The following is a 24,748-nucleotide window of genomic DNA, read 5'->3' as shown; positions in this document are numbered from 1 at the left end:
GCCTTCCGGCCGCGTCGCGCGCCATGTCGGCCACCGGGCCGCTCGCCGTGCCGCCCCGCCTCGGACCCGCCGTGGCGCTCCTGCCGCGCCGCCGTGCCCGCCGTGCCCGCCGTCACGCCTGCCGCCGTGCCCGCCGCGGCGCTCGCCGCCATGCCCGCCGGCGCGGAAGGGCCTGCCGTGTGCTCGACGGCGAGGCGGTCGATGGCCCACAGAAAGGCCGCGAGCGTCTTTCCCGACCCGGTGGGTGCGACCACGAGCGTGTTCTCGCCCCGCGCGATCGACGACCAGGCGCCCTCCTGAGCGGCGGTCGGCGTCGCGAAGGCGCCGGCGAACCACTCCCTGGTCACCGGGCTGAAGCCGTCGAGCGAACCCACCTGCCCATCATGCATCCCGCCACCGACAGAAAACGCCGCGAGCCATCCCGCCGCCAGGTGAGAGGCAAGTGCGGGGCAAGCCGGCCCCGGCAGGCTGATCTCCGTACGACACGACTCCACCTACGACGGAGGGAACACGACATGTTCGGCAGGAGAATCCGCACCGACCGGCAGGACCTCGCCCACCAGGCCCGCCAGGCCCACCAGGCCCACCAGGCCCACCAGGCCCACCAGGTCCGGTACGAGGCGATGCGAGCGGAACGCGCGGAGTGGATCGGCTGGCGAAAATGGCTGCTTCCCTGACCCGGAACTGGCATGACATGCCACGCTCAGGACAATCTTCCTCAGTATGGAAATCGACTACGCGGCCATAGAGGCGGAGCGCTCGCGGATCCGCGAGCGCTACCTGAGCGAGCGCCGTGCCGCCAGCAGCGCGAGGGGCCTGCACCATTTCGCACTGATCTCGTCAGACGTCGAGCGGACGATCCGCTTCTACCACGAGCTCCTCGAGTTCCCGCTGACCGAGATCTTCGAGAACCGCGACTACCGCGGCTCCAACCACTTCTTCTTCGACATCGGCAACGGCAACCTGCTGGCGTTCTTCGACCTCCCCGGCCTCGATCTGGAGCCGTACAAGGAGGTCCTCGGAGGGCTTCACCACATCGCGATCTCGGTGGAGCGGGAGACGTGGGATCGTCTGCGCGGCAAACTCGACGCCGCCGGTGTGCCGTACCAGGTGGAGAGCGGCAGTTCGATCTACTTCCGGGACCCGGACGGAGCCCGGCTGGAGCTGCTGGCCGACCCGCTCGGCGAGATGTACGGCAGCCGCGTGATGTAGCCGTCTCCCCGCGGGGGAGGCCGCCGCGGCCGGGACGGCTCATCCCGGCCGCGGCGTCATACTGAACGCATGCGTCTCACGGACTTCTGGAACAGGATGCGCCGCCACTTCGGCGAGGCGTACGCGGAGTCGTGGGCGAAGGACTATGTGATCGCCGGGCTCGGCGGGCGCACGGTCGAGCAGGCCCTCGCGGAGGGTGTGGGGGCCAAGCAGGTCTGGCAGGCCGTCTGCCGGGAGGTCGACGTGGACCCCAGACTGCGCTGATCCCCCTCTCACACGCTCTCCCCCCTCTCGCGCCCACCGCCGTGCCGCCCGGCGGGCGTCGCTCTTCGGTCTCTCCGCCGGCCCCTCGGTGACCGGGGCGGCCTTCTTTCCGCGTGCGCCCATTCACCGCTCGCCATCTCTCGTCGTCGACGGCATCTACTTGAACGACGGTTGAGTGATTGCTATCGTGTTGAACGGATGAACACGGAGGAAGCACATGAGCGGAGACCACCTCACCCCGGATGAGGCACTCCGGGAGATCGGACGCGTGGACCGGCGGGTGCGCTATTCCTCGCGCGGGCCCGGACGGGCATACCTGCTGGTGGGCCTGGCCACGATGGTCTACTGGCCGGCGATGTTCCTCGGCTTCCACCCGCTGCCGTTGATCGCCGGAATCGGATGGATCGTCCTGACGGTCGCCCTCTGCGTGTACATGGCCCGGCTGCGGGTCCACGACCGGCTGATGAAGCGGATCAACGGGCCGGTCTCGGCGGCGTACGTGCTGACGATGATGCTGCCGTTCGTCGTCGGCGTCTGGATGCTGCCCGACAGGCCCACGGCGGGCTGGACGGCGGCGCTCGTCGCTCTGTCGGTGCTCGCCGGGCTGCCCTTGGTGTACGGCGGGCTCCGCCTGATGAGGAACCGATGACCACCCACCCGCGCCACGAGCTCGACGAGATCATCCACGCGCCGGTACGGCTGTCCATCATGGCCGCCCTGGCCGCGGCGGAGAAGGCCGACTTCCGCTTCCTCCGCGACACCATCGAGGTCAGCGACTCGCTGCTCAGCAAGCACATCCTCACGCTCGAAGAGGCCGGCTACGTCCGCGTCGAGAAGACCTTCGTCGGCAAGCGGGCGCGCACGTGGCTCTCGCTGACCGACAAGGGGCGTACGGCCTTCGAGACCTACATGAATGTCCTGCGACGAATTGTGGAGGCGACCCCCCGTGCTTGAACTCGACGGCCTGCGCAAACGCTACGGAGACAAGACCGCGCTCGACGGGGTGGGCTTCACCGTGCGGCCCGGCGAGATGTTCGGATTCGTCGGCGCCAACGGCGCCGGCAAGACGACGACGATGCGGATCGTCATGGGCGTGCTCGAGGCCGACTCCGGAGAGGTGCGCCTCGGCGGCAACCCGGTGACGTACGACGACCGTCGCGCCTTCGGCTACATGCCCGAGGAGCGTGGCCTCTACCAGAAGATGAAGGTCGCCGAGCAGGTCGAATACTTCGGCAGACTGCACGGGCTCGCCCCGTCGGCCGCGCGCGCGGCCACGGCCGCCCTGATCGAGCGGCTCGGCCTGGTGGAGCGGCGCGACGACGCCGTCGAGGCGCTGTCGCTCGGCAACCAGCAGCGGGTGCAGCTCGCGGTCGCGCTCGTCCACGAGCCGGCGGTCCTGATCCTCGACGAGCCGTTCTCGGGCCTCGACCCGCTGGCGGTCGACGCGCTCGCGGAGGTGCTGAAGGACCGCGCCGCCGCGGGCGTGCCGGTGATCTTCTCCAGTCACCAGCTCGACGTGGTCGAACGGCTCTGCGACTCGGTCGGCATCATCTCCGCGGGCCGCATGGTGGCGCACGGCCCGGTGGACGAGCTGCGGGAGCGGGAGGGCCGCGGGGTGTTGCGTGTCGTGGTCAGGGACGCCGCGCCCGGCTGGGCCGACGGCCTGCCCGGCGAGCTGACCCGGGAGGGCGACCGCGACGTCCTGCTGTGCGAGGAGGGCGACGACCAGGCCATCCTCCGTACGGCGATGGGCGCGGGCAAGGTGGAGCACTTCGGCCGCAGGCAGCCCACGCTGGCCGAGATCTTCAGGGAGGCGGTGGCATGAACGGGCTGATGCTGGTGGCCCAGCGGGAGATCCGCACGCGCGTCAGGACGAAGTCGTTCCTGATCAGCCTGGCGGTCAGTGCCGTCCTGGTGGCCGCGCTCGCGTTCCTGCCGAAGGTCTTGGGCGGTGGCGACACCTACGACGTGGGCGTCGTGGGGAACGCGCCCGCGCCCGTGGCCCAGCTGGCGTACTCCCGGTTGCCGGACGAGGCGGCGGCGCGGAAGGCCGTGATCGACGGTGACGTGGACGCGGCCCTGATCGACGGCGGCAAGGTCCTCGCGAACGGCGAACTCGACCAGCGGCTCGGGCTGATCCTCGAAGCCGCGCACCGGGACGCCCAGATCAAGGCGGCCGGCGTCACGATCACCCCGCTGCGGGTGGAGTCGGTCGGCGTCGACGCCCAGTACCAGAGCGTGCGCACCGGGCTGGCCACGCTTCTCGTGATGGTGCTGTTCTTCCTGCTCATCTACAGCGCGATGTATGTCGCCATGGGCGTGGTGGAGGAGAAGGGCAGCCGCATCGTCGAGATCCTGCTCACCTCGGTGCGCCCCTGGCAGCTCCTCGGCGGCAAGATCGTCGGGCTGGGCGCGCTGGGACTGATCAACCTCGCCGTGATCATCGTCGTCGGCCTCGCGGTGTCCTTCGCGACCGGCTTCACGGCCGACCTGCCGCCCGGAATGGCGGGAATCGTGGTCAGCGCGATCGTCTGGTTCGTGCTCGGCTACGCCTTCTTCTCGGCGCTCGCCGCGGCCTTCGGCTCGCTGGTCTCGCGGCAGGAGGAGCTCAACAGCGTCCTGACGCCGATGACCACGCTGATGATGCTCACCTACGTGACGGCCTACTTCGCCGCCCTCGAGCCCACCGGCACGCTCGCGCGCGTCCTGTCGCTCGTGCCGCCGTTCTCCTCGATGGTCATGCCGGTGCGTACGGCGGCCGCGGACGTGCCGCTGGGGGAGATCCTCATCGCCGGAGTGCTCATGGTCGTGGCCGTGGCCGCCGTCCTGCTGGGCGCGGCCCGCGTCTACCGGCGGGCGGTGCTCCGCACCGGAGCCCGGGTCAAGCTGGGCGAAGTGGTCCGCTGACGGGCCGGGTCCGTGAGGGGTCAGGGGCGCCTGGAGAGGGTCCGGCTGATCATCTCGGCCGCACGGCCGGGGTCGTCGGCGCTCTCCTGGCCGCCCGGGGCCCACAGGTACATCCAGCCTTCCCTGGCGGGGGTCGCGAAGACGATCGTCTGCCTGCCGGTTCCCGGGTGCCGGACGGACAGGACCGGATCGTCCGTGCCGAGCAGGCGCGCGACGAGACCGTGTTCGGGGAGTCGCGCCGCGAGCGCCGCAAGGTGGGTCAGACGCTGTCCGCTGTAGTCGCCGGTGCCCGTCACGTGGCCCCTCCAGCGGGAGATCCAGCTTTGGCTTCAAGGATCGTCCCAGGTCAGCGCGCTGGCAACCATACGGAGGTAACGCCCGGGAATGTAACGGCGCGGATGGGACGCCGTTCGTCTCCCACGTGCGGCGGTTCGGGCATGTGATCGAACAGTCGTTCGGCTATATTGGACTGGTCGCCTCCGGGGTGCGCGCCGTCAGGTCGCCGGGGCGCGGCAGGTTCCCGGCCCGCCTCCCGGGTGGTGTGCGGGAAGCTCCGGAAAATGTCGGTGGCACCCCGTAGCTTTTCGGTGACCGAGCAGACGACCACCCTCCAGGGGGCACCCAATGGCAATCAACGACCGCGAGAAGGCCCTTGAGACCGCCCTCGCGCAAATCGAGCGGCAGTTCGGCAAGGGCACCGTCATGCGCCTCGGAGACGACGCGCGTGCCCCGATCGAGGTCATCCCCACCGGTGCGATCGCCCTCGACGTCGCCCTCGGCATCGGCGGTTTCCCCCGCGGCCGGATCGTCGAGGTGTACGGTCCCGAGTCCTCCGGTAAGACGACCGTCGCCCTGCACGCCGTGGCCAACGCGCAGAAGGGCGGCGGCATCGCCGCCTTCATCGACGCCGAGCACGCCCTCGACCCCGAGTACGCGAAGAAGCTGGGGGTCGACGTCGACGCGTTGCTCGTGTCCCAGCCGGACACCGGTGAGCAGGCGCTCGAGATCGCGGACATGCTGATCCGTTCCGGCGCCGTCGACATCATCGTGATCGACTCGGTGGCGGCCCTCGTGCCCAAGGCCGAGATCGAGGGCGAGATGGGCGACAGCCACGTCGGCCTTCAGGCCCGGCTCATGTCGCAGGCCCTGCGCAAGGTCGCCGGCGCCCTGAACCAGACCCGCACGACCGCCATCTTCATCAACCAGCTCCGCGAGAAGATCGGCGTCATGTTCGGAAGCCCCGAGACCACCACGGGTGGCAAGGCGCTGAAGTTCTACGCGTCGGTGCGGCTCGACGTGCGCAGGATCGAGACGCTCAAGGACGGCACCGAGCCGGTCGGCAACCGGACCCGGGTGAAGGTCGTCAAGAACAAGATGGCCCCGCCCTTCCGCCAGGCCGACTTCGACATCCTCTACGGCATCGGCATCTCCCGCGAGGGCGGCCTGATCGACATGGGTGTCGAGCACGGGTTCGTGCGCAAGGCCGGCGCCTGGTACACGTACGAGGGCGACCAGCTCGGGCAGGGCAAGGAGAACGCCCGCAACTTCCTGAAGAACAACCCCGACATCGCCAACGAGATCGAGAAGAAGATCAAGGAGAAGCTCGGCGTCGGCCCGCGGCTCGACACGCCGGGCGAGCCCGCCGCCGCTCCGGCGACGCCGCCCGCTCCCGCGTCCGGCCGGGCGCCCGCGGCTGCCTCCGGCCGGGGCAAGGCGGCCGCCGCGCCCAAGCCGGGTGACGTCTGAGCGCAGGCATGAGGCGCGAGGAGTTCCCCGGCCCGGACGGCGAGATCGGGCCGGGGGACTGGAACTCCGGACCTTGGGGACCGGCCGAAGAGCCGCCCGGATCCGCCGAGGACGCGTCCGCGACGATCGCCGCCCTGCGGGCGGAGATGCGCAGGCGTTCCGGTGGCACGTCCGGCCGGCGCGGTGGTGACGGCCCCCGGAACTTCGGCGACGCCGGGGGCATGGGCGGCGCTGGGGGCATGGGCGGCGCCGGGGACGAGACGGTGGGCTCCGGCGGAGGCGGCCTCTGGGAGCGTGACGCGTCGGGCCGGGAGGATCCCGGGCCCGGACGCCGGCGCCAGGGACGCGGCAGGCGGCGCCGGGGAGACCGGGGCGAGCCGCGTGGGCGGTCCGGCGGATGGCTGCCCGACGGGCCGCAGGAGGGCACCGCGGCGAGCGAGGGGCCGCCGGCCGACCCGGAGGCGGTGGCCAGGGCCATCTGCCTGCGGCTGCTGACGATGGCGCCCAAGACCCGGGCCCAGCTCGCGGAGGCGCTGCGCAAGCGGGACGTGCCCGAGGCGGCGGCCGACGCCGTGCTGGAGCGGTTCTCCGAGGTCGGGCTCATCGACGACGAGGCGTTCGCCGCCGCGTGGGTGAGCTCCCGGCACGCCGGTCGCGGGCTCGCCCGCCGCGCGCTCGCCCAGGAACTGCGGCAGCGCGGAGTCGCGGAGGAGACGGTCAAGGACGCCGTAGGGCGGCTCGATCCCGACGAGGAGACCGAGACCGCGCGCAGGCTGGTGGAGCGGAAGCTGGCGGCCACCCGAGGCGTGGAGCCGCAGGCGCGCATGCGACGATTGGTCGGCATGCTGGCCCGCAAGGGCTACTCGCCGGGCCTGGCCTTCCGTGTGGTCCGAGAGGCGATCGAGGCCGAAGGCAGCCCGTCGGATGGGCTTCCGGATACCTTCGAGTGAGCCATAGCACCATGCAAAAGTCACTTGACAGGGCATCTTTGCTTGCTCGTTACCTCTCTGACGCTTAATCTCGACCGCAGTGAGGAGTTACTCCGCGCAGCGCGGATTGCCATAACGGTGTACACGACGGACGAGAGACTTTGACCGGCCTTCGGGCCATATCGGCCGCCCCTCGGGGCGTCCGGGCATTGCGACCATATTTGTCCTGGTGACGCCACCGGGCTCTGCCGTGCTGCGTGTGTGACCCCTGCCAAGAGTTGTCGTGAGGGGTGAGCGCATGGACACGATCGTGATCGTTCTTGCGGTTGCGGTGGTGCTGCTGGCTCTCGTGATGATCGCCGCCCTTGTCATAGTCATGCGCCGCACCGGCGGCGTCGTCGCATCGTCCGGTCCCTCACCCGAGCAGCTCGCCGAGGTGAAGGCCGAGGTCAACGAGGAACTCGAACGCGCCAGGCGCGAGGCCGAGGAGATCCGTACGAAGGCGGAGCGTGACGCGGGGGAGATTCTCAAGAAGTCGGAGACACTGGCCGAGAGCGCCGCGCTGACGCGTAAGGAGGTCGAGGAGGAGGCGCGCATCCTCAAGACCGAGCTCAAAGAGCTGCGCTCCGACCTCGAACGCCGCGAGAACCGGCTGGCCGAGCGTGAGCAGCGGCTCGACGAGGAGGCGCGCAGGCAGGCCGAGCGGGCCCGCAAGCTGGCCGAGACGGAGACCGAGCTGGCCGACCGCCGCGAGGAGCTGGACCGGGTGGCCGAGCGGCGGCAGGAGATCCTTGAGCGGGTCGCCGGCCTGACGGCCGAGCAGGCCAAGGGGGAGCTGGTCAAGGAGATCGAGAACCAGGCGAAGCGCGAGGCCGCGCTGATCGTCCGGGAGATCGAGAGCGAGGCCCGGCGTGAGGGGGAGAAGCGCGCCTGCAAGATCGTGACGCTGGCCGTGCAGCGGGTCGCCACCGAGCAGACGGCCGAGTCGGTGGTGAGCGTCCTCCATCTGCCCGGCGACGAGATGAAGGGCCGCATCATCGGCCGCGAGGGCCGCAACATCCGGGCCTTCGAGTCCACCACCGGCGTCAATCTGATCATCGATGACACGCCGGAGGCGGTGCTGCTGTCGTGCTTCGACCCGGTCCGCCGGGAGACGGCCCGGCTGACGCTGGAGAAGCTCGTGCTCGACGGCCGGATCCACCCCCAGCGCATCGAGGAGGCGTACGAGCGCAGCAAGGCCGAGGTGCGGGACCTGTGCGTGCGGGCCGGGGAGGACGCGCTGGTCGAGCTGGGCATCACCGAGATGCACCCCGAGCTGGTCACCCTGCTGGGCCAGCTCCGCTACCGCACCTCCTACGGCCAGAACGTGCTCAAGCACCTCATCGAGTCGGCGCACATCGCCGGCATCATGGCCTCCGAGCTGCGGCTCGACCGTGACCTCGTCAAGCGCTGCGCGCTTCTGCACGACATCGGCAAGGCGCTCACCCACGAGGTCGAGGGCAGCCACGCGATGATCGGCGCGGAGATCGCCCGGAGGTACGGCGAGCACGAGGACGTCGTCCACGCCATCGAGGCGCACCACAACGAGGTGGAGGTCAGGACCGTCGAGGCGGTCCTCACCCAGGCCGCGGACGCGATCAGCGGCAGCCGCCCCGGCGCCCGCCGCGAGTCCCTGGAGGCGTACGTCAAGCGGCTGGAGCGCCTGGAGGAGATCGCCCAGTCCTACGAGGGCGTGGACAAGGTCTTCGCCATGCAGGCGGGCAGGGAGATCCGGGTCATGGTCCGGCCCGACAACGTCGACGACATCCAGGCCCAGGTCATCGCCAGGGACGTCGCCAAGCAGGTCGAGGAGGAGCTGACCTACCCCGGTCAGATCCGGATCACGGTGGTCCGCGAGTCCCGCGCCACCGAGTTCGCCCGGTAGAGCCCTCCGACCCGGGCCAGGCCGGCACCCCCGCGGCCCGAAAGCCGAGGGTCCCCGTCCAGAGTGCTGGGCGGGGACCCGGGGTCGCGGGGGACGTCCCGGTGGGACGCCCCCCTGGCCGGCTAGGGAGTGTCAGACACGACTAGGCCTTGCGGCTGAGCGCGTCGGCGAGGTCGTTGAGCGCCTTCGACAGCGACGCCTGTGCCTCGACGGAGGTGTCGAGCTGGTGGGAGACGGCCCGAAGCTGCGCCACGGCGGCGTTCTTCTGCGGCCCGTCCGTGAACCGCTCGGCCCGGTCGACGAACTTCTGCACGTTGTCGGCGGTGTTCTTCTGCATGGTGCCGGTGCGCAGCGCCTGCGCGTAGTAGGCGCGCACCAGCGGGAAGCTGGCCGGCCACGTCACGCGAGGCTGGTGCTGGCTGTTGAACCGGTCGTAGGTGACCGTGGCCGCCGCGTCGATCTCGGCCTGGTCCAGGTCCTCGCTGGGCAGCAGCTTGAACGCGTCGAACCCGCGCGCGATCTCGCTGCCGAAGACATGGCCGTTGTAGTAGTACGCCGACCAGAAGCCACCGAGCAGCAGAGAAGTCGTGCTGATCGGACCGCGGTCGAAGTACGCGATCTCACGCGGGTTGGCCGAGTCGGTGAAGTCGAACATCGAGACGCCGCCCTGGTACCAGGCCTGGACCATGATGTCCCGGCCGGGCACGGGGACGAGCGACCCGTTGTGCGCGACGCAGTTCTCCTGGTTCGTCTGCGCCACGGGCAGCTTGTAGTAGCTGCGGAACTGCAGCTTGCCGTCGACGATGTCGAAGATGGCGTTGGCGCCCCACGACGGTTCGTCGGTCACGCGGCACCGTGCCCCGCTGCCGCCGCCCCACTCGTCCGTGAAGATGACCTTGGTCCCGTCGTTGTTGAACGTGGCGGAGTGCCAGTACGCGAAGTTCGGGTCCGTCACGGCGTCAAGCCGCTTCGGGTTGGCCGGGTCGGAGATGTCGATCAGGATGCCGTTGCCCGCGCACGCCCCGGCCGCCAGGCCGATCTCGGGGTAGGCCGTGATGTCGTGGCAGTGGGTGGTGACGGGCGACGGCGACCAGGCCGAGCCGGACGGGTGCCGCGGGGTCTGCGGGGTGTTCTGCAGGCCGTTGATCGCGCCGGTCGCCGGGTCGGTGAACAGCCGCGGCGTGGAGACGATCGCCGCGCTCTGCGGCGCGGCCACCGGCACCTTGATGACCTCGATCCGCCACTGGGCGGTGTTCGGGTCGGTCGCCGCGGTGTTGGCGCAGCCCGCGAGCTCGGCGCCCGAGCGGATGCTCGACGTGCCCTGCACGTAGACGTACACGTTGGCCGGGTCGTTCTTGCTCGTGACCAGGGTGTGCGTGTGCGAGCCGCGGCAGGTCTGCACGGCAGCCACCTGGACAGGCTTGCTGATGTCGCTCACGTCGAAGACCCGGACACCGCGGAAGCGGTCCGGGTTCACCGTGCCGCTCGCGCCCTGCGTGCCGCAGTCGGTCCTGCCCCGGGTCTCCTCCACCGACATGAACAGCAGGTTGCCGTACACCGACAGGTCGCCCTGGCCGCCGGGGCAGACCACGGAGGTGGTCAGGACCGGGTTCGAGGGGGTGGAGACGTCGTAGATGTTGAATCCGGTGAAGTTGCCGACGAACGCGTACTTGCCGCTGAAGGCCAAGTCCGAGTTCGCGAACGACGAGTTGCCCGGGCTCGAGGCCTGGTAGAAGCCCTCCGGCTTGTCCCGGTGGGCCAGCAGCTCAAGCCCTTGGCTCGCCTGCTGGGCATCCAGCCAACCGGCTCCGAGGCCGGCTCGGGGATCGGCGTCGTCGGCCATGGCCGTGGCGGGCATGAGGCCCACCAGGGCCACCCCTGCGGCGACGACTCCGATCTTCCTTAATCCAGCACGCCCCCAACGTGCTGCCGCACGGCTGATTCTCAAGGGTCGCACCCCTCCTTTTCCGCTCTTTCCGGAGTGACCCAATTGCGCGTGCGACAGATCCCCGGGCCCGGCCCGACCCAAAAGATCTACGCGGCGTTTGGGGGACACTAACTGAATCTGGGGTGAATGTGCTATACCCCTACACATCCTCCGGTTTGGCCGGTATCCCCCACCGCCGATGAAGCGAGCCCAGGCCATGATCTCCTCCACCTCGTTTCGGCAGCTTCTCGCGCTCGTGCTCGCCGCTGCCGCGATCAGCGCCTGTACGGCCGAGACCGTCGAACGGGCCAAGGTGAACGTCGTCCAGCCGGGTGCGCCGGGACAGGGCAGCAAGGTGGTGCCGGCCGACGAGATGCCGCGCCCTGACGACCGGGAGTACACCGACGCCGACGTGCGGTTCATGCAGGGGATGATCCGGCATCATTCCCAGGCCCTGCGCATGACCGCGCTCGTTTCCGGCCGCAGCGAGAGCAAGGACCTGCCGCGCTTCGCCAAACGGATCGAGATCTCCCAGCAGGACGAAATCGACCAGATGGTGCGCTGGCTCAGGGCGAGGCTCCAGCAGGTGCCGAGCGTGGGCTCCGGCGCCGGGCACGACCACGGCGGCGGGGCGCTCATGCCCGGCATGCTCACCGAGGAGCAGTTCGCCGAGATGGAGCAGGCCAAGGGGGCGCGGTTCGACCGGCTCTTCTACGAGAACATGATCCAGCACCATATGGGCGCACTGACGATGGTGGAGGGGCTCTTCGGCGACGGGGGAGGCGAGGAGGTGGAGATCAACCAGTTCGTCACCCATGTCGACGCGGACCAGCGGATAGAGATCGACCGCATGCGCGGCCTCCTCGCCCAGATGGACGGGTGACCGCCTCCGCTCAGCCGAAGATCTGCAGGTAGAACGACAGCTCGGCGGCGAGGGCCGCGGCCCGGGTCTCCAGCCGCCGGAACCCGTGCGCCTCGCCCTCGAACGTCAGATAGGTGCAGGGCACCCCGCGTGCCGTCAGGCGGTCGGCGAACGCCTGGGACTGGGCCGGCGGCACGACGGGGTCGGCGAGCCCCTGCATCAGCAGCATGGGGCAGGTCACCCGGTCGGCCAGGGCGAGCGGCTCACGCTCGGCGTAGCGGTCCTCGGGACCGACGAGCCACTCCACGTACCGCGACTCGAAGTCGTGGGTGGCCGCGACCAGGGGCGCGAGCGCGCTGACGCCCGCCACCGAGACGCCGCCGGCGAAGACGTCCGACGCGCCGCAGGCGGCCATGACCGTCCACCCGCCCGCGCTCGCCCCGCGTACGGCGATCCGGGCGGGGTCGGCGAGGCCCTCGGCGACCAGCCACTTGGCCGCGGCGACCACGTCCTCCACGTCGGTCACGCCCCACCGGCCGCGCAGGCGTTCCCGGTAGGCCCGGCCGTATCCGCTGGACCCTCCGTAGTTGACGTCGATCACGCCGATGCCGCGGCTGGTGAGGAACGCCTTGTCCAGGCCGAGCTCGCTCGTCGCGTGCCCTGTGGGCCCGCCGTGCACGAAGACGACGTACGGCGCGCCGCCCTCGTCCGCCCCCTCCGGCGGATACAGGTACGCGTGGACGCGCATGCCGGGCCCCGCCTCGAACTCCACGGCCCGGGGCACGGGAAGGACGCCGGCGGGGACGTCGTCGATCTCCCGTCGCAGTTCCTCGGCGCGACCGGCGCGACCGGCGTCACCGGTGGGGTCGATCCGGACGACCGAGCGCGGCACGTCCGGCCCGTAGCCGATGCCGACGAGCACGTCGCCGTCCGTGTCCAGCACGGGCGACCAGCCCCGGTAGGGGACGTCGAGGTCGCTCAGCCTGCCCGTCTCCGGGTCGAGCACGCCCAGCCGCAGGTCGCCGCGCCCGTGCGGCACGGCGATCCGCCCGTCGCCCAGCACGGCGTACGGCAGACCGCCGAGCTGCCACGGCGGCCCGGCGAACTCCTCGTCGAGGGGGCAGAGCGCCTCGCACGACGACCCGGACACGTCGGCCCGGTAGAGGTTCCACCAGCCGGACCGGTCGGAGACGGCGTACAGGTGCCGCTCGCCGCACCACAGCGGCGCGAGGACCGACTCGTCGGGCCCGCCCATCACCGTCCACGTGGCGCCGTCGGACAGCCGCGTGACCCGCAGCTCGGTGCCGGTCCAGGGCATGTGGGGGTGGTTCCAGCAGATGTAGGCGAGGTGCCGGCCGTCGGGGGACGGCGTGGGCGAGGCGTAGAAGTCGCTCCCGGCGGCCCACTCGGTGACGTCGCCGGCCCCGGAAAGCGCCACCGACACGATCGAACGGGTGACCTCCGCGTCCTGGCGATGGCGTTCCCGGACGCACCACACCCGGGGCCCGTCCGGGCCGTCCTGAACCCGCAGATCTGCGTAGCGCAGCGCGCCCGGGGCGTCGGGCGCCGGCGTGACCGGCACGGGCCGCTCCGCGGCCGGGTCCGGCCCGTCGCCGGGCCGGGACGGGGCGAGATAGAGCCGCTGGTCGGGATGGTGCGCGAAGACGAGGCCGTGTCGGGGGACGACGACATAGGACCGCCCGCCGTACTCGTGCACCCGCGTACGGGCGTCCCAGGGCGCGGGAAGCAGGTCGGTGAGGGTGCCGTCGGCGGCCCGATGGACGACGGTGCGGCGGCCGCCCTCGGCGGGGCGGTCCTCCTCCCACCACGTCTCCCGGCCCAGCACGCTCGGGAAGCCGAGCCGCAGACCGGCGCGGGCCACGTCGGTGGTGGAGATGGGCGAGGGGCGCGGCGAGAACGGCCTCGGACCGGGCGTGGGGGGCATGACCGCATCCTGCCGGACGAGCCCGCCCCCAGGGGTGGGAATGCGGCAAGGCGTCAGTCCAGAGACGGGGGAGCGGTGTAGCGGGTGGCGAGCGGGCCGAGCTGGTCGATGACCGTCCGTTTCCAGGTGCCGTCCTCGAACATCCGGCGCAGCGCCTCCTCGACCTGGTCGCGCAGCGCGGGCGTCCCGGCGGAGATGCCGTACTCCTCGGTCGCCAGGGGCCTGCCGCTGAAGCGGAACCTGCCGGGATACTGCGCCGACAGCCCGGCGAGCACGGGGGCGTCGGCCACGATCGCGTCCGTCCGGCCGGAGGCCAGCAGCGGCGCGCAGGCCGCGGGCAGGTTCGCCTCGGCGAGGAAGAACTGCCGCCACCGGGTGCCGAACCTCTTCACGAGAGGCTCGGCCGACTCACGGGTGGCGCAGACGCGCTTGCGGGCGAGGTCGCGCGGGCGGCGGACGGACAGGTCGCCGGCCCGGACCAGGATGTCGGTGCTGGTCACCAGGTAGGGCCCGGCGACGTACCGGGAGCCCGCCGGGCCGGTGGCGCCGACGACGAGATCGGCCCGCGACGGGTCGAGCGTGTAGACGACCTGGTCGTCCCGGTAGCCGAGCGCCCGTGCCACGTACTGCGCCACCTCGACGTCGAAGCCGCTGTAGCGGCCGTCGGGGAGCCGGGTGACCAGGCCGGGCTGCCCCGGACGCACGCCGACCACCAGCGTGCCGTCGTTCCCGCATCCGCCGGCGAGGAACGCGGCAGCCAGGACGCCGACCATGACACCGCCACGCCACACGCGCTCAATATCGAGGCCGGACGCCTCCCGGTGCCAGCAGCGACACGGCAAACATCTCTTTACCCGCGCGGGCCGTACGGCATCAGCGCACGAGCGGGACCTCGCCGGCGGCCATCTCCGCGGCGGCCGGGTCGGCCGAGATCTTGCGGCTGCGCCTGCTGCGCCGTTCCAGCCAGGTGGCGAGGTAGCCCAGCGCCAGGTTGATCGCGATGTAGACCGCCGCGATCACGATGACCGAGGGGATCAGGTTGGCGTAGTTGGCCGGCACCACGCGGGCGCCCGCGTTCAGCAGGTCGGCGTAGGCCACGACGAACCCGAGCGCGGTGTCCTTGAGCAGCACCACGAGCTGGCTGACGATCGCCGGCATCATCGCGGTGACCGCCTGCGGCAGCAGGATCAGCCGCATCACCTGGTTCTTGCGAAGGCCGATGGCCGATCCCGCCTCGGCCTGGCCGCGCGGCACGGCGAGGATGCCCGCGCGCACGATCTCGGCCAGGACCGACCCGTTGTAGACCGTCAGACCGAAGACCACGGCCGCGAACTCGGTCACGACCAGCCCGGCCAGGCTCCCGCCGTACTGCGCGAAGAAGATGAGCATCAGCACCGGGACCGCGCGGAAGGCCTCGACGACCACCGCGGCCGGGATCCGCACCCAGCGGTGGTCCGAAAGGCGCGCGATGCCGAACACGGCCCCGAACAGCAGCGCGAACACCGCGGCGAGCGCGGCGGCGGTCAGCGTGTTGAGGAGGCCGGGCAGGATCAGCTCGGTCCAGGTGTCGGCCCGCAGGAACGGCTGCCACAGCTCGCCCTTCCACTGGCCCTTCTCGTCGAACTTCGTCCACACGAAGTACGCGACCAGCAATAGGACGACGCCGAACGCGAGCGTCAGCGCGTTGTTGCGCAGCCGGGTCCGCGGGCCCGGGACGTCGTAGAGGACGGTGGCGCCGCGCTCCGTCATCGGACCACCGCCAGGCGCCGGGCCAGCCGGCCGGACAGCAGGTTCATGGGAAGGGTCAGCACGACGAACCCGGCCGCGAAGCCGAGGAAGATGGGAATGATCGCGTCTCCGTGGGCGTCGAACAGGTTCTTCATCCGCAGCGCCGCCTCCATGACGCCGATCGCGGCCGCGACCGTCGTGTTCTTGACCAGCGCGTTCAGCAGGGTCCCGAGCGGCGCGATGACCGTGCGCACCGCCTGGGGAAGGATCACCAGGCGGAGCGTCTGCAGGAACGTCAGGCCGATCGCCCGCGCCGCCTCCGCCTGCCCGAGCGGCACGGTGTTGATCCCGGACCGCACCACCTCGCAGACGAAGGCGGCGGTGTAGGCGGACAACCCGATGATCGACAACCAGAAGCTGTTGAGCGACAGGTCGTCCCGGGAGAACTGGACGTTCATCACCGTGCCCAGGCCGAGGCCGCAGAACACGATGATCAACGTGAGGGGCGTGTTGCGCAGCACGTTGACGTACAGCGTGCCCGCCCCTCGCAGCACCGGCAGCGGACTGACGCGCATGGCCGCCAGCACGATCCCCCAGACCAGCGAGATGACCCCGCTGACCACCGTGAGCTTCACCGTCAGCCAGAACGCGCCGAGGATGACGGGAAGCTCGTCGACGACGGCCTCCACCGCCGGCCTCCTCTCAGTGCCGCTTCCGCGCCGTCCTAGTACCGCTCGACGGACGGCGGCGTCGTGAAGTACTTGCCGAACTCGCCGAGGTTGGCGTCGAGTGCCTTGCGCCAGCTGCCATCGTTGAAGAACTTCTCGATGGCGTTGTTGATCGCGTCGCGGCCGGCCTTGTCGTCCATCTTGATGCCGATGCCGTACTTCTCCTCGCTGAACGGCTGGCCGATCAGCTTGAACTTGCCGGGGAACTGGGCGGCGAACCCGGCGAGGATCGTCGCGTCCGTGGAGATCGCGTCGACCTGCTTGTTCTCCAGCAGCGGCAGGCAGGCGCCGTACCCCTGCTGCTGGGTGAGGTTCTTGGACTCCCACTCGGCCCCGAACTTGTCGGCGAGCCGCTTCGGAGACGACGAGCCCTGGGCGCCGCAGACCTTCTTGTCCTTGAGGGAGTCGACCCCGGTGATCGAGGTGTCGTCCGCGCGGACGAGGATGTCCTGCCCGGTGACCAGGTAGGGGCCGGCGAAGGAGATCTTCTTCTTGCGCTCGTCGGTGATGGAGTAGGTCGCGACGACCATGTCCACCTGGCCCTGCTGGATGAACGGCTCCCGGTTGGCCGACTGGGCCTCCTTGAAGGTGATGCCGCTCTCCGGCACGCCGAGTTCCTTGGCGACGTACCTGGCCACGTCCACGTCGAACCCGCCGTAGCTGCCGTCGGGCTTCTTCAGTCCCCAGCCCGGCTGGTCGATCTTGATGCCGACGACGAGCTTCTTGTCGTTCTTCGCCTTGTCGGCGATCGAGTCCGCCCCGGAGTTGCCGCAGGCCGTCAGGCCGGTAGCCAGGGCGGCGAGCGCGAGCAGGCCGGCTCCGAATCGCATCCGTGTCACCTTTCGCTTTCGTGGAGCTTGCTGTGAGCGGGGATCAGTGGGTGAGGATCTTGGAAAGGAAGTCGCGGGCGCGCTCGGTGCTCGGCTGGGTGAAGAACTCCGAGGGCTCGCCCTCCTCGACGATCTGGCCGTCGGCCATGAAGACGACCCGGTTGGCCGCCCGGCGGGCGAAGCCCATCTCGTGGGTGACGACCATCATCGTCATGCCGTCGCGCGCCAGGCCGGTCATCACGTCGAGCACTTCCTGGACCATCTCAGGGTCGAGGGCCGAGGTGGGCTCGTCGAACAGGATCATCTTGGGGTCCATCGCCAGTGCGCGGGCGATGGCCGCACGCTGCTGCTGGCCGCCGGACAGCTGGGCGGGATACTTGCCGGCCTGCGAGGCGATGCCGACCCGTTCGAGCAGCTCCATGCCCCGCTGCTCGGCCTGCTGCCGGGAGACCTTCCGTACCCTGACCGGGCCGAGCGTCACGTTCTCCAGGATCGTCTTGTGGGAGAACAGGTTGAAGGACTGGAACACCATCCCCACCTCGGACCGCAGGCGGGCGAGGGCCCGGCCCTCCGCGGGAAGCTCCTGACCGTCGAAGACGATGCTCCCGCCGTCGATGGTCTCCAGCCGGTTGATCACACGGCACAAGGTCGACTTGCCGCTGCCGGACGGGCCGATGACGACGACCACCTCGCCCCGGCCCACGCTCAGGTCGATGTCCCTGAGCACGTGCAGCGGACCGAAATGCTTGTTGACTCCCTCCAGCCTGACAAGCGGGGTCCCACCACTGTTCTCCGTCATGGTCATCAAACGTAGGGGTGTCAAGACGGCCAAGTCACTAACGCCCCGGTACCGAATCGGTCACATCCCGGCTGTTCAGGACCCCATCCCGGGGGCCGGGTACGTCCGGCCCATGCGGCCCGGGACGCGGTCCCGGTTGGCTCCTGCCGATCACTCGTCGTCGAGGAGTCCAAATGCTGAGAAATTCTGACTTGTTCCGTAAGACCGTCGCGGGAACCGCCATGCTGGCGTGGCCTGTCCTGCTGGGCCTGGCCTTCCTCACCTCGCCCCCGGGCACCGAGCACGATCCCGCCGTCTTCCGCGCGAGTCCCGTGCAGGTGCAGGCGAGCGCGCTGCTGTTCCAGTGGGCGACCGTCTGCCTGGTCCCGGTGATCCTCGGGCTCGCCCATCTGCTGCGCCGCCGGGCGCCGCGCACCGGCAACATCGGCGCGGCCGTCGGCCTGACCGGCGCGGCCACCGCCACCTGCCTGTTCATGACCGATTTCTACGACCTGGCGCTGGCGCTCACCCTTCCGGACGGCCAGGCCGCCCGGGTGACCGAGGTGGCCGGCGCGCTCGGCGGGTTCGTGTACGGCGTCCTCCTGCCGGGCTTCCTCCTCCACGTGGGCCTGCTGGTGCTGCTGACGGGCCTGGCGGCCGTGCGGCGGGCGCCGTGGTGGGTCCCGGTGGCGGCGCTCGCGGGCGTCTGCGGTCCGTTCCTCACGATGGGGCAGCCGCCGGCCGTCCAGGCCATCGGGTCGCTGTTCCACCTCGCCGCGTTCGGCACGGTCGCCCTGAAGGTCCTGCGCATGCCCGTCGACGACTGGCGAGCCGCCTGACCCGGCTTCCGCTCCTGACCCGGCTTCCGCTCCTGACCCGGCTTCCGCTCCTGACCCGGCTTCCGCTCCTGGGTCGGCTTCCGCTCCCGGGCCGAGGGATGGGGCTAGAGGCCCGACTCCCTGGCCAGCATGATCGCCTCGGCCCGGTCGGCCACGCGCAGCTTCGTGAAGATGTTCGACACGTGGTTGCGCACGGTCTTCTGGCTCAGCCCGAGCCGGGCCGCTATCTGGACGTTCGTCAGGTGGCCCGCGATCAGGGCCAGGATCTCCCGCTCACGCGGGGTGAGTTCGGGGAAGCTCGGCTCCGGCGTCCTGCCGAGGTCGGAGAAGTAACCCATCAGCCGTCCGGCGAGGGCGGGGCCGAAGATCGCCTCACCCTCGGCCACGGCCCGGATCGCCCGCACGAGTTCGGCCCGCCGCGCGCCCTTGAGCACGTACCCGCGCGCCCCCGCCCGCACCGCCGCGAAGACCGCGTCGTCGTCGTCCGCCATGCTGAGCACGAGGACCCGCACGTGCGGGTTGTCCCGGGTGATCCGCTCGGTCGCCGCCACCCCGCCCATGCCCGGCATGGCGAGGTCCATGAGCACGACGTCGGGCTGCACGCGGGGGAGGAGCGCGAGGGCCTGCTCGCCGCTGGCCGCCTCGTCGGCGACCTCCACCTCCTCCACCGGCCGCAGGAGCGCGCGCAGCCCCGCCCGGAAGGCCGAGTGATCGTCAACCAGCAGCACGCGGATCGGCTCCATCGCCCGCCTCCCGTCGTATCGTGTCCGGCGCCCTGTCCGGCGCCCTGTCCGGCGCCCTGTCCGGCGCCCTGTCCGGCGCCGTGTCCGGTGCCCTGTCCTGGGGTGCGCTCTGCACGGGAAGGCGGGCCAGCACCCGCGTGCCGCCTCCCGGGCGCGGCCCGATCAGGCAGGTGCCGCCGAGTTCGGCCGCCCGTTCCCGCATCGACGCCGTGCCGACCCCGGAGCGTGCGGACGCCGGGCCGCCCGTGTCCGCGTACGGCTCGCCGCCCTCGTCGGCGACCTCCACTTCGAGCGCGCCGGGCGGGGCCCCGCCGGTCATGCCGAGCCGTACGCGCACCCGTCCGGCCCCGGCGTGACGGCGCGCGTTCGCCAGCGCCTCGGCCGCGATCCGGTACGCCGCCACCTCCACCGCCGCGGGCAGCGCCGGGAGGGTCCCCTCGATCTCGACGTCGGCCTCGACGCCGGGCAGCCGCGCCGCGTGCGACCTGATCGCCCCGGCCAGGCCCAGCGTGTCGAGGGCCGGTGGCCGCAGCCCCTCCACCAGCGTCCGAACGTCGGTCATCGCCGTGTGCGCGTCCGTCATGATCTCTTCGAGCATCGCCAGGGCGTCCGGATCGCGCACCATGTCCTGCAAGGCCTCGGCCCGCATGGTCAGCGCGGCCAGGGTCGGCCCGAGCCCGTCGTGCAGGTCGCGGCGCAGCCGCCGCCGCTCCTCCTCGCGCGCCGCCACCAGCCGCTCGCGCGAGCGCTGCAGGTCCGCCGACAGCCGCACGGCGTGCACGGCGATCCCCGTCTGGCGGGCGAGGTCGGCGAGGACGCGGCGGTCCCTCGCGCCGAGGCCGCTCTCGCCCGGACGCGGGGAGAGGACCAGGTCGCCCATCGGCTCGCCCCGGTGCACGAGCGGCAGCCGTACGGCGCCGGGGGAGGGCGCGCCGTACGCGTGGGTCGGCCCGCCGGCCACCTCGACCGCGACGTGCGGCAGGCGCAGCGCCTCCGCCACCGACCGCGCCGCCGCGGCGAGCACCGCGCCCGGCTCCGCCGCCTCCGCCACCTCCTCCAGGCGCCTGCCCAGCAGGGCCAGCGCCGCGTACGGATCGTCCCGCCTGCCGTACATGACGAGGTTGACGGCGCGTTGCAGCCGCTCGCGCAGCGGCGCGAAGACGAGGGCGACCACCCCGGCGGCGGCCACCGACACCGGCAGCCCGTCGGCCGCGCGGAACACAGCGCCGAGATAGGTGACCACGAGCACGTAGCCGCCGAACACGCACGCCGACAACAGGACGTAGACGAGCGTGCGGTTGATCACGAGGTCGATGTCGAACAGGCCGTGCCGCAGCACCGCGACCGCGGCGGCGGCCGGGAGCAGGCAGGCCGCGATCGTCCCCAGGACCTCCCAGAACGCGCTGGTGATGGGCCAGATGGAGCGCGGGTCGCCGTCGGAGAGCCCCGCGGCCACCCGCCCCGCGACGATCAGCCCGGCGAGCCCGGCGGCGTACGCGAGCCACTTGAGCTGGGCCTGTTCGTCGGCGCCGCCGCGCCGGGCCCGCAGTACGAGACCGGCCGCGCCCGCCACGAACAGGGCGCCCATGAGTCCGGTCGTGAGCGGCTCGACGAAGGGCGCGACGACGGCGAGCGCCGGCACTCCAAGGGGGTTGGGCAGCGGAGTGCCCCAGCCGAGCTGGTGGCTGGGACCGGGCAGCAGGGCGCTCAGCGCGGCCGTCACGGCGGCGACCGCGGCGAGCCCCCACAGGACCGCGCGCCACCCGGGCGACGCCGGCCGCCCCGACGGGAACAACGCCGGAACGGCGGCGACGGAGAGGTTGGCCGGGACCCACAACCACGTCTGCGGCCAGGCCATCGGGGTCGCGAACGGCAGCCCGGCCAGCGCGTAGTGCCCGGTCGCGTCCAGCGACGCGAAGCACAGGCCGGAGGCGGCCATCAGCCACCCGACGGCGTTGCCCGGACGGGCGGCGGTGATCAGGCCGCCGACCAGGGCGCAGACGACGACATAGAGAAGGTGGCTCTGGGCGAACAGCCCGGCGCCGTTGCGTTGGCCGAACACCAGGGCCGCGGCGACCAGGAGCAGGGTGAGCGCGCAGACCGCCCACGCAGTACGCCGCACCGCCCGCCTCCTCCACGCGCCTCCGGCGCGACCGCCGAGTCGGGCTCAGGCTAGCGACCGATATGCCCAGACGAACAGGACGATGTCCCAGGACAGTGCGCGATGCCGGATATATCGGCGAGGGGCGTCTCGTGAACCTAACGACCGGACACGCCGGCGTGCGCGGCACGGTCGTCGCCGCGACCGGCCGGCTGAAGCGCTTCGCTGAGGGGGAGGCGCAGGACGAACCGGGCTCCCCGCCCGCTGTCCTCGATGGTCAGGGTCCCCCGGTGGGCTTCCGCGATCTCCCGTGCGATCGCCAGCCCCAATCCGGTCCCTCCCGAATCCCGGTCGCGTGACGCGTCCAGCCGGGTGAAGCGGTCGAAGACCGTCTCCCGGTGCTCCGGAGCGATGCCGGCGCCGTCGTCGACGACCTCCAGCGTCGCCGCCGGTCCCGTGGCTCGTACGCTGACGAGGACCTGTGAGGTGGCGTGCCGTTCGGCGTTGTCGAGCAGGTTGACCAGGAGCCGGGTGATCCGCAGCCGGTCGCAGTCGACGACGACGTTCTGCCGCAGATCCGTGACGATCCGTATTCGGTAGGTGCGGCGGTCGAGCTCGTCGCGGACCAGCCGGCCGAGGTCGGCCGGGCTGAGGTCGAGCGGGGCGCGGGCGTCCAGCCTGGCCAGGGTCAGCAGGTCGGTCACGATCGCCTGAAGCCGGTCCACTCCGCCGAGCACCGCCTCGGTCATCGTCGGCCAGTCGGTGTCGTCCGGGTGCATGAGCGCCTCCTCGAGCTGGGCGCGCATGGCGGTGATGGGGCTGCGCAGATCGTGGGAGGCGTCCGAGGTGAACTGGCGCAGTTGCTTGTACGCGCCTTCGAGCCGGTCCAGGGTGTCGTTCACCGTCTCGGCCAGGAGGTTGATCTCCTGGTGGTTCTTGTCGGCCGTCGGGACCCTGCGGTGGAGGTCGGTGGCCGTGATCTCCGCCAGTTCCGCGCGGATGGCGTCCACCGGGATGAGGTCCTTTCTGATCAGCCGGAAGGTCCCGCCGGCCGTCATCGCCGTCATCAGCAGGGACATGCCGATCGCGAAGGACAGCGCCGCGGTGCTCCCGTACCAGGGCACCGTCGGCACCGCCACGTAGAGCAGCCAGGGCCCGTCCGGTTGGTAGACCTTGTACGAGAAGACGCTCATGCAGCCCTTCAGCCCGGCCGGAGAGCACAGAACCCGCTCGGTGTAGACGTTCTCGTCGGTCGCGTGGAAGGTGGCCATCGGGGGTCTGCCGGCGAGCTGCGGCGTCGACGCGACGACCCGGTGCCGGGTGTCCAGGACCTGGATCGCCACGTCCTTGCCGGCCGGCAGCACGGGAGGGAGGTATCCCTGCCTGATGAGGGGCACCGTGCGGTCCCAAGCCCCGGTGACGCGAGCCCGGGCCGTGTCGGCCTCCTTGCCGCCCATGAAGACCAGGAAGAGCACACTGACCCCGGCGCACACCAGCGCCACGGCAGCGGAGTAACCGACAGTCCTGCGAACGAGGACGGATGATCGGTTCCAGTTCACCATCGCTTCAGGCCAATCCCTCGGGGAGCGTGGGTCTGTGCGCTCGGTCACGGTCCTCGACCGCGTCGGGGAGACGAGCGCGCTTGTGCCTCCACACCTCCACAAGACGACCACATACGGACGAATGCCTCAATAAAACGAACTTTTCGCTTCATACAAGCCTGGGTAATGACAAACCCCTCCTGCCGTCACTTCCCCGGCCGGATCGCGTGCGCGATGCATCCGGTACGGACGGGGGCGGGGAAGCGCCTACCCTTGTAATGCGATGACTGCGACCACACAGACTGTGACGACACAGGGCGCCGAAGGCGCGACGACGACACAGGGCGCCGAGGGTGCGGCCCGGACCTACGAGGTGCGGACCTACGGCTGCCAGATGAACGTGCACGACTCGGAGCGGCTGTCCGGGCTGCTGGAGGACGCGGGATACGTCCGCGCGGCCGAAGGGGAGACGCCGGACGTCGTCGTGTTCAACACCTGCGCCGTGCGGGAGAACGCCGACAACCGGCTCTACGGCAACCTCGGGCATCTGAGGCCGGCCAAGATGGCCCGCAAGGGCATGCAGATCGCGGTCGGCGGGTGCCTGGCGCAGAAGGACCAGGGCGAGATCGTCCGCCGGGCCCCCTGGGTGGACGTCGTCTTCGGCACCCACAACATCGGGTCGCTGCCGGTGCTGCTGGAGCGGGCCCGCATCGCCGAAGAGGCCCAGGTCGAGATCAAGGAGTCCCTGGAGACCTTCCCCTCGACGCTGCCGAGCCGCCGCGAGTCGGCGTACGCCGCCTGGGTGGCGATCTCGGTCGGGTGCAACAACACCTGCACGTTCTGCATCGTGCCGTCGCTGCGCGGCAAGGAGAAGGACCGCCGCCCCGGCGACATCCTCAACGAGGTGCGCACCCTCGTCGACCAGGGCGTCCTGGAGATCACCCTGCTGGGGCAGAACGTCAACACCTACGGCGTGGAGTTCGGCGACCGGCTGGCGTTCGGCAAGCTGCTGCGGGCCTGCGGGGACATCGAGGGCCTGGAGCGGGTCCGTTTCACCTCGCCCCACCCCGCCGCCTTCACCGACGACGTGATCGCCGCGATGGCCGAGACGCCCAACGTGATGCACCAGCTGCACATGCCGCTGCAGTCCGGCTCCGACCGCGTCCTCAAGGCCATGCGCCGGTCGTACCGGTCCGAGCGCTACCTCGGGATCATCGAGCGGGTCCGGGCCGCGATGCCGGACGCCGCGATCTCCACCGACATCATCGTGGGCTTCCCCGGCGAGACCGAGGAGGACTTCCAGCAGACCCTCGACGTCGTACGGCAGTCGCGCTTCGCCAACGCGTTCACGTTCCAGTACTCCATCCGCCCGGGCACCCCGGCCGCGACCATGGACGACCAGGTGCCCAAGGAAGTCGTCCAGGAGCGGTACGAGCGCCTGGTGGCCCTCCAGGAGGAGATCTCCTGGGAGGAGAACAAGAAGCAGGTCGGGCGCACCCTGGAGGTGCTGGTGGCCGAGGGAGAGGGCCGCAAGGACGACGCCACCCGCCGCCTGTCCGGCCGCGCGGCCGACAATCGGCTCGTCCACCTCGCCGCCTCCGATGTCGCCGCCGGCGCCCGTCCCGGCGACATGGTCACCGTCGAGGTCACCTACGCCGCGCCGCACCACCTGGTGGCCGACAAGGTCCTGTCCGTACGGCGGACCCGCGCGGGCGACGCCTGGGAGGCCCGGCAGGCCGCCCCG

Annotated in this window: 25 protein-coding genes; 13 read left to right on the top strand and 12 right to left on the bottom strand. The window is 71.1% G+C overall.

The genetic code is table 11. From position 1 onward, the window contains the following. The coding region (locus AB0J39_RS25310) for a DEAD/DEAH box helicase (RefSeq protein ID WP_363468813.1) at positions 1-374 on the bottom strand (374 nt) is incomplete at its 3' end. Positions 375-515: 141 nt separating this feature from the next. Here AB0J39_RS25310 and AB0J39_RS25305 point away from each other — a divergent pair. From AB0J39_RS25305 to AB0J39_RS25275, 7 genes are all read left to right on the top strand, one after another. Beyond that, positions 516-677: a hypothetical protein gene (locus tag AB0J39_RS25305; RefSeq protein ID WP_363468811.1), complete on the top strand. Its 162-nt coding sequence runs from the start codon at positions 516-518 to the stop codon at positions 675-677. A gap of 46 nt (positions 678-723) precedes the next feature. Further along, positions 724-1,212 carry a VOC family protein gene (locus AB0J39_RS25300; RefSeq protein WP_363468809.1) on the top strand — a complete coding sequence of 163 codons (489 nt, stop codon included), beginning with the start codon at positions 724-726 and terminating at the stop codon, positions 1,210-1,212. A gap of 69 nt (positions 1,213-1,281) precedes the next feature. Beyond that, complete coding sequence (locus AB0J39_RS25295; protein ID WP_363468807.1) at positions 1,282-1,476, top strand: DUF3046 domain-containing protein; 195 nt, start codon at positions 1,282-1,284, stop codon at positions 1,474-1,476. 217 nt (positions 1,477-1,693) lie between these two features. Beyond that, positions 1,694-2,125: a hypothetical protein gene (locus tag AB0J39_RS25290; protein WP_363468805.1), complete on the top strand. Its 432-nt coding sequence runs from the start codon at positions 1,694-1,696 to the stop codon at positions 2,123-2,125. Next, the gene (locus AB0J39_RS25285) at positions 2,122-2,430 is read left to right on the top strand and encodes a transcriptional regulator (protein WP_363468804.1); all 309 of its coding nucleotides are present in this window, start codon (positions 2,122-2,124) and stop codon (positions 2,428-2,430) included. The genes AB0J39_RS25290 and AB0J39_RS25285 overlap by 4 nt, the downstream gene beginning before the upstream one ends. After that, positions 2,423-3,301, top strand: coding sequence for an ATP-binding cassette domain-containing protein (locus AB0J39_RS25280; protein WP_363468802.1), 879 nt, complete (start codon positions 2,423-2,425; stop codon positions 3,299-3,301). The genes AB0J39_RS25285 and AB0J39_RS25280 overlap by 8 nt, the downstream gene beginning before the upstream one ends. Continuing rightward, positions 3,298-4,383 carry an ABC transporter permease gene (locus AB0J39_RS25275; protein WP_363468800.1) on the top strand — a complete coding sequence of 362 codons (1,086 nt, stop codon included), beginning with the start codon at positions 3,298-3,300 and terminating at the stop codon, positions 4,381-4,383. The genes AB0J39_RS25280 and AB0J39_RS25275 overlap by 4 nt, the downstream gene beginning before the upstream one ends. A 20-nt stretch (positions 4,384-4,403) precedes the next feature. Here the strand turns inward: AB0J39_RS25275 and AB0J39_RS25270 are convergent, their stop codons facing one another. After that, positions 4,404-4,679: a hypothetical protein gene (locus tag AB0J39_RS25270; RefSeq protein WP_363468798.1), complete on the bottom strand. Its 276-nt coding sequence runs from the start codon at positions 4,677-4,679 to the stop codon at positions 4,404-4,406. A gap of 328 nt (positions 4,680-5,007) precedes the next feature. Between AB0J39_RS25270 and recA the strand changes: the two genes are divergently transcribed. From recA to rny, 3 genes are all read left to right on the top strand, one after another. Beyond that, entirely contained in the window at positions 5,008-6,129 is a 1,122-nt protein-coding gene (recA, locus tag AB0J39_RS25265; RefSeq protein WP_363468796.1) for a recombinase RecA, read from the top strand. A gap of 8 nt (positions 6,130-6,137) precedes the next feature. Then, positions 6,138-7,079 carry a regulatory protein RecX gene (locus AB0J39_RS25260; RefSeq protein WP_363468794.1) on the top strand — a complete coding sequence of 314 codons (942 nt, stop codon included), beginning with the start codon at positions 6,138-6,140 and terminating at the stop codon, positions 7,077-7,079. Positions 7,080-7,356: 277 nt separating this feature from the next. Further along, positions 7,357-8,982: a ribonuclease Y gene (gene rny, locus AB0J39_RS25255; RefSeq protein WP_363468792.1), complete on the top strand. Its 1,626-nt coding sequence runs from the start codon at positions 7,357-7,359 to the stop codon at positions 8,980-8,982. Between the two features lie 142 nt (positions 8,983-9,124). On the opposite strand, the gene AB0J39_RS25250 is transcribed toward rny, so the two are convergent. Then, a complete protein-coding gene (locus AB0J39_RS25250; protein WP_363468817.1) occupies positions 9,125-10,840 on the bottom strand; it encodes a hypothetical protein in 1,716 nt (571 codons plus the stop codon). 268 nt (positions 10,841-11,108) lie between these two features. Here AB0J39_RS25250 and AB0J39_RS25245 point away from each other — a divergent pair, with 268 nt between their 5' ends. Next, on the top strand, positions 11,109-11,792 hold the full coding sequence (locus tag AB0J39_RS25245; protein WP_363468790.1) for a DUF305 domain-containing protein: 684 nt from the start codon (positions 11,109-11,111) through the stop codon (positions 11,790-11,792). A gap of 10 nt (positions 11,793-11,802) precedes the next feature. On the opposite strand, the gene AB0J39_RS25240 is transcribed toward AB0J39_RS25245, so the two are convergent. The 6 genes from AB0J39_RS25240 to AB0J39_RS25215 form a co-directional block, all read right to left on the bottom strand. Continuing rightward, positions 11,803-13,716, bottom strand: coding sequence for a prolyl oligopeptidase family serine peptidase (locus AB0J39_RS25240; RefSeq protein WP_363468788.1), 1,914 nt, complete (start codon positions 13,714-13,716; stop codon positions 11,803-11,805). Between the two features lie 53 nt (positions 13,717-13,769). After that, positions 13,770-14,507, bottom strand: a complete 738-nt coding sequence (locus AB0J39_RS25235; protein ID WP_363468787.1) for a transporter substrate-binding domain-containing protein — start codon at positions 14,505-14,507, stop codon at positions 13,770-13,772. Between the two features lie 82 nt (positions 14,508-14,589). Then, positions 14,590-15,465, bottom strand: a complete 876-nt coding sequence (locus AB0J39_RS25230) for an amino acid ABC transporter permease (RefSeq protein WP_363468786.1) — start codon at positions 15,463-15,465, stop codon at positions 14,590-14,592. Further along, positions 15,462-16,133 carry an amino acid ABC transporter permease gene (locus AB0J39_RS25225; RefSeq protein WP_363468784.1) on the bottom strand — a complete coding sequence of 224 codons (672 nt, stop codon included), beginning with the start codon at positions 16,131-16,133 and terminating at the stop codon, positions 15,462-15,464. Before AB0J39_RS25225 ends, AB0J39_RS25230 begins: the two co-directional genes overlap by 4 nt. A gap of 35 nt (positions 16,134-16,168) precedes the next feature. After that, entirely contained in the window at positions 16,169-17,002 is an 834-nt protein-coding gene (locus tag AB0J39_RS25220) for a glutamate ABC transporter substrate-binding protein (protein ID WP_363468783.1), read from the bottom strand. Between the two features lie 43 nt (positions 17,003-17,045). Continuing rightward, positions 17,046-17,801 (bottom strand): amino acid ABC transporter ATP-binding protein, encoded by a 756-nt coding sequence (locus AB0J39_RS25215; protein ID WP_363468781.1) that lies wholly within the window; start codon positions 17,799-17,801, stop codon positions 17,046-17,048. Between the two features lie 221 nt (positions 17,802-18,022). Between AB0J39_RS25215 and AB0J39_RS25210 the strand changes: the two genes are divergently transcribed. Continuing rightward, positions 18,023-18,619, top strand: a complete 597-nt coding sequence (locus AB0J39_RS25210; RefSeq protein WP_363468779.1) for a hypothetical protein — start codon at positions 18,023-18,025, stop codon at positions 18,617-18,619. Between the two features lie 104 nt (positions 18,620-18,723). Here AB0J39_RS25210 and AB0J39_RS25205 read toward each other — a convergent pair whose 3' ends face one another. The 3 genes from AB0J39_RS25205 to AB0J39_RS25195 all read right to left on the bottom strand — a co-directional run bounded on the left by AB0J39_RS25205 (position 18,724) and on the right by AB0J39_RS25195 (position 22,965). Next, positions 18,724-19,362, bottom strand: coding sequence for a response regulator transcription factor (locus tag AB0J39_RS25205; protein ID WP_363468778.1), 639 nt, complete (start codon positions 19,360-19,362; stop codon positions 18,724-18,726). Then, the gene (locus AB0J39_RS25200) at positions 19,334-21,484 is read right to left on the bottom strand and encodes a sensor histidine kinase (RefSeq protein WP_363468776.1); all 2,151 of its coding nucleotides are present in this window, start codon (positions 21,482-21,484) and stop codon (positions 19,334-19,336) included. Before AB0J39_RS25200 ends, AB0J39_RS25205 begins: the two co-directional genes overlap by 29 nt. A 137-nt stretch (positions 21,485-21,621) precedes the next feature. Then, complete coding sequence (locus AB0J39_RS25195) at positions 21,622-22,965, bottom strand: HAMP domain-containing sensor histidine kinase (protein ID WP_363468774.1); 1,344 nt, start codon at positions 22,963-22,965, stop codon at positions 21,622-21,624. 412 nt (positions 22,966-23,377) lie between these two features. Here AB0J39_RS25195 and miaB point away from each other — a divergent pair. Beyond that, positions 23,378-24,748, top strand: a 1,371-nt coding sequence (miaB, locus tag AB0J39_RS25190) for a tRNA (N6-isopentenyl adenosine(37)-C2)-methylthiotransferase MiaB (RefSeq protein ID WP_363468815.1), incomplete at its 3' end; no start/stop codon positions are given.

The sequence above is a fragment of the Microbispora sp. NPDC049633 genome, from assembly GCF_040675265.1.
In the GTDB taxonomy this organism is placed as follows: Bacteria; Actinomycetota; Actinomycetes; order Streptosporangiales; family Streptosporangiaceae; genus Microbispora; species Microbispora maris.
The sequence above is the reverse complement of the archived record's forward strand: the minus strand, read 5'-3'. Positions and strand labels throughout refer to the sequence as shown.

Bases quoted from the DNA above. Each gene is read 5' to 3' on its own strand.
- AB0J39_RS25250 (WP_363468817.1), bottom strand. From the start codon at position 10,840: ATGCCCGCCACGGCCATGGCCGACGACGCCGATCCCCGAGCCGGCCTC.
- AB0J39_RS25300 (WP_363468809.1), top strand. From the start codon at position 724: ATGGAAATCGACTACGCGGCCATAGAGGCGGAGCGCTCGCGGATCCGC.
- AB0J39_RS25245 (WP_363468790.1), top strand. From the start codon at position 11,109: ATGAAGCGAGCCCAGGCCATGATCTCCTCCACCTCGTTTCGGCAGCTT.
- rny (WP_363468792.1), top strand. From the start codon at position 7,357: ATGGACACGATCGTGATCGTTCTTGCGGTTGCGGTGGTGCTGCTGGCT.
- AB0J39_RS25275 (WP_363468800.1), top strand. From the start codon at position 3,298: ATGAACGGGCTGATGCTGGTGGCCCAGCGGGAGATCCGCACGCGCGTC.
- AB0J39_RS25240 (WP_363468788.1), bottom strand. From the start codon at position 13,716: ATGCCCCCCACGCCCGGTCCGAGGCCGTTCTCGCCGCGCCCCTCGCCC.
- AB0J39_RS25285 (WP_363468804.1), top strand. From the start codon at position 2,122: ATGACCACCCACCCGCGCCACGAGCTCGACGAGATCATCCACGCGCCG.
- AB0J39_RS25260 (WP_363468794.1), top strand. From the start codon at position 6,138: ATGAGGCGCGAGGAGTTCCCCGGCCCGGACGGCGAGATCGGGCCGGGG.
- recA (WP_363468796.1), top strand. From the start codon at position 5,008: ATGGCAATCAACGACCGCGAGAAGGCCCTTGAGACCGCCCTCGCGCAA.
- AB0J39_RS25230 (WP_363468786.1), bottom strand. From the start codon at position 15,465: ATGACGGAGCGCGGCGCCACCGTCCTCTACGACGTCCCGGGCCCGCGG.
- AB0J39_RS25215 (WP_363468781.1), bottom strand. From the start codon at position 17,801: ATGACGGAGAACAGTGGTGGGACCCCGCTTGTCAGGCTGGAGGGAGTC.
- AB0J39_RS25290 (WP_363468805.1), top strand. From the start codon at position 1,694: ATGAGCGGAGACCACCTCACCCCGGATGAGGCACTCCGGGAGATCGGA.
- AB0J39_RS25305 (WP_363468811.1), top strand. From the start codon at position 516: ATGTTCGGCAGGAGAATCCGCACCGACCGGCAGGACCTCGCCCACCAG.
- AB0J39_RS25205 (WP_363468778.1), bottom strand. From the start codon at position 19,362: ATGGAGCCGATCCGCGTGCTGCTGGTTGACGATCACTCGGCCTTCCGG.
- AB0J39_RS25210 (WP_363468779.1), top strand. From the start codon at position 18,023: ATGCTGGCGTGGCCTGTCCTGCTGGGCCTGGCCTTCCTCACCTCGCCC.
- AB0J39_RS25295 (WP_363468807.1), top strand. From the start codon at position 1,282: ATGCGTCTCACGGACTTCTGGAACAGGATGCGCCGCCACTTCGGCGAG.
- AB0J39_RS25220 (WP_363468783.1), bottom strand. From the start codon at position 17,002: ATGCGATTCGGAGCCGGCCTGCTCGCGCTCGCCGCCCTGGCTACCGGC.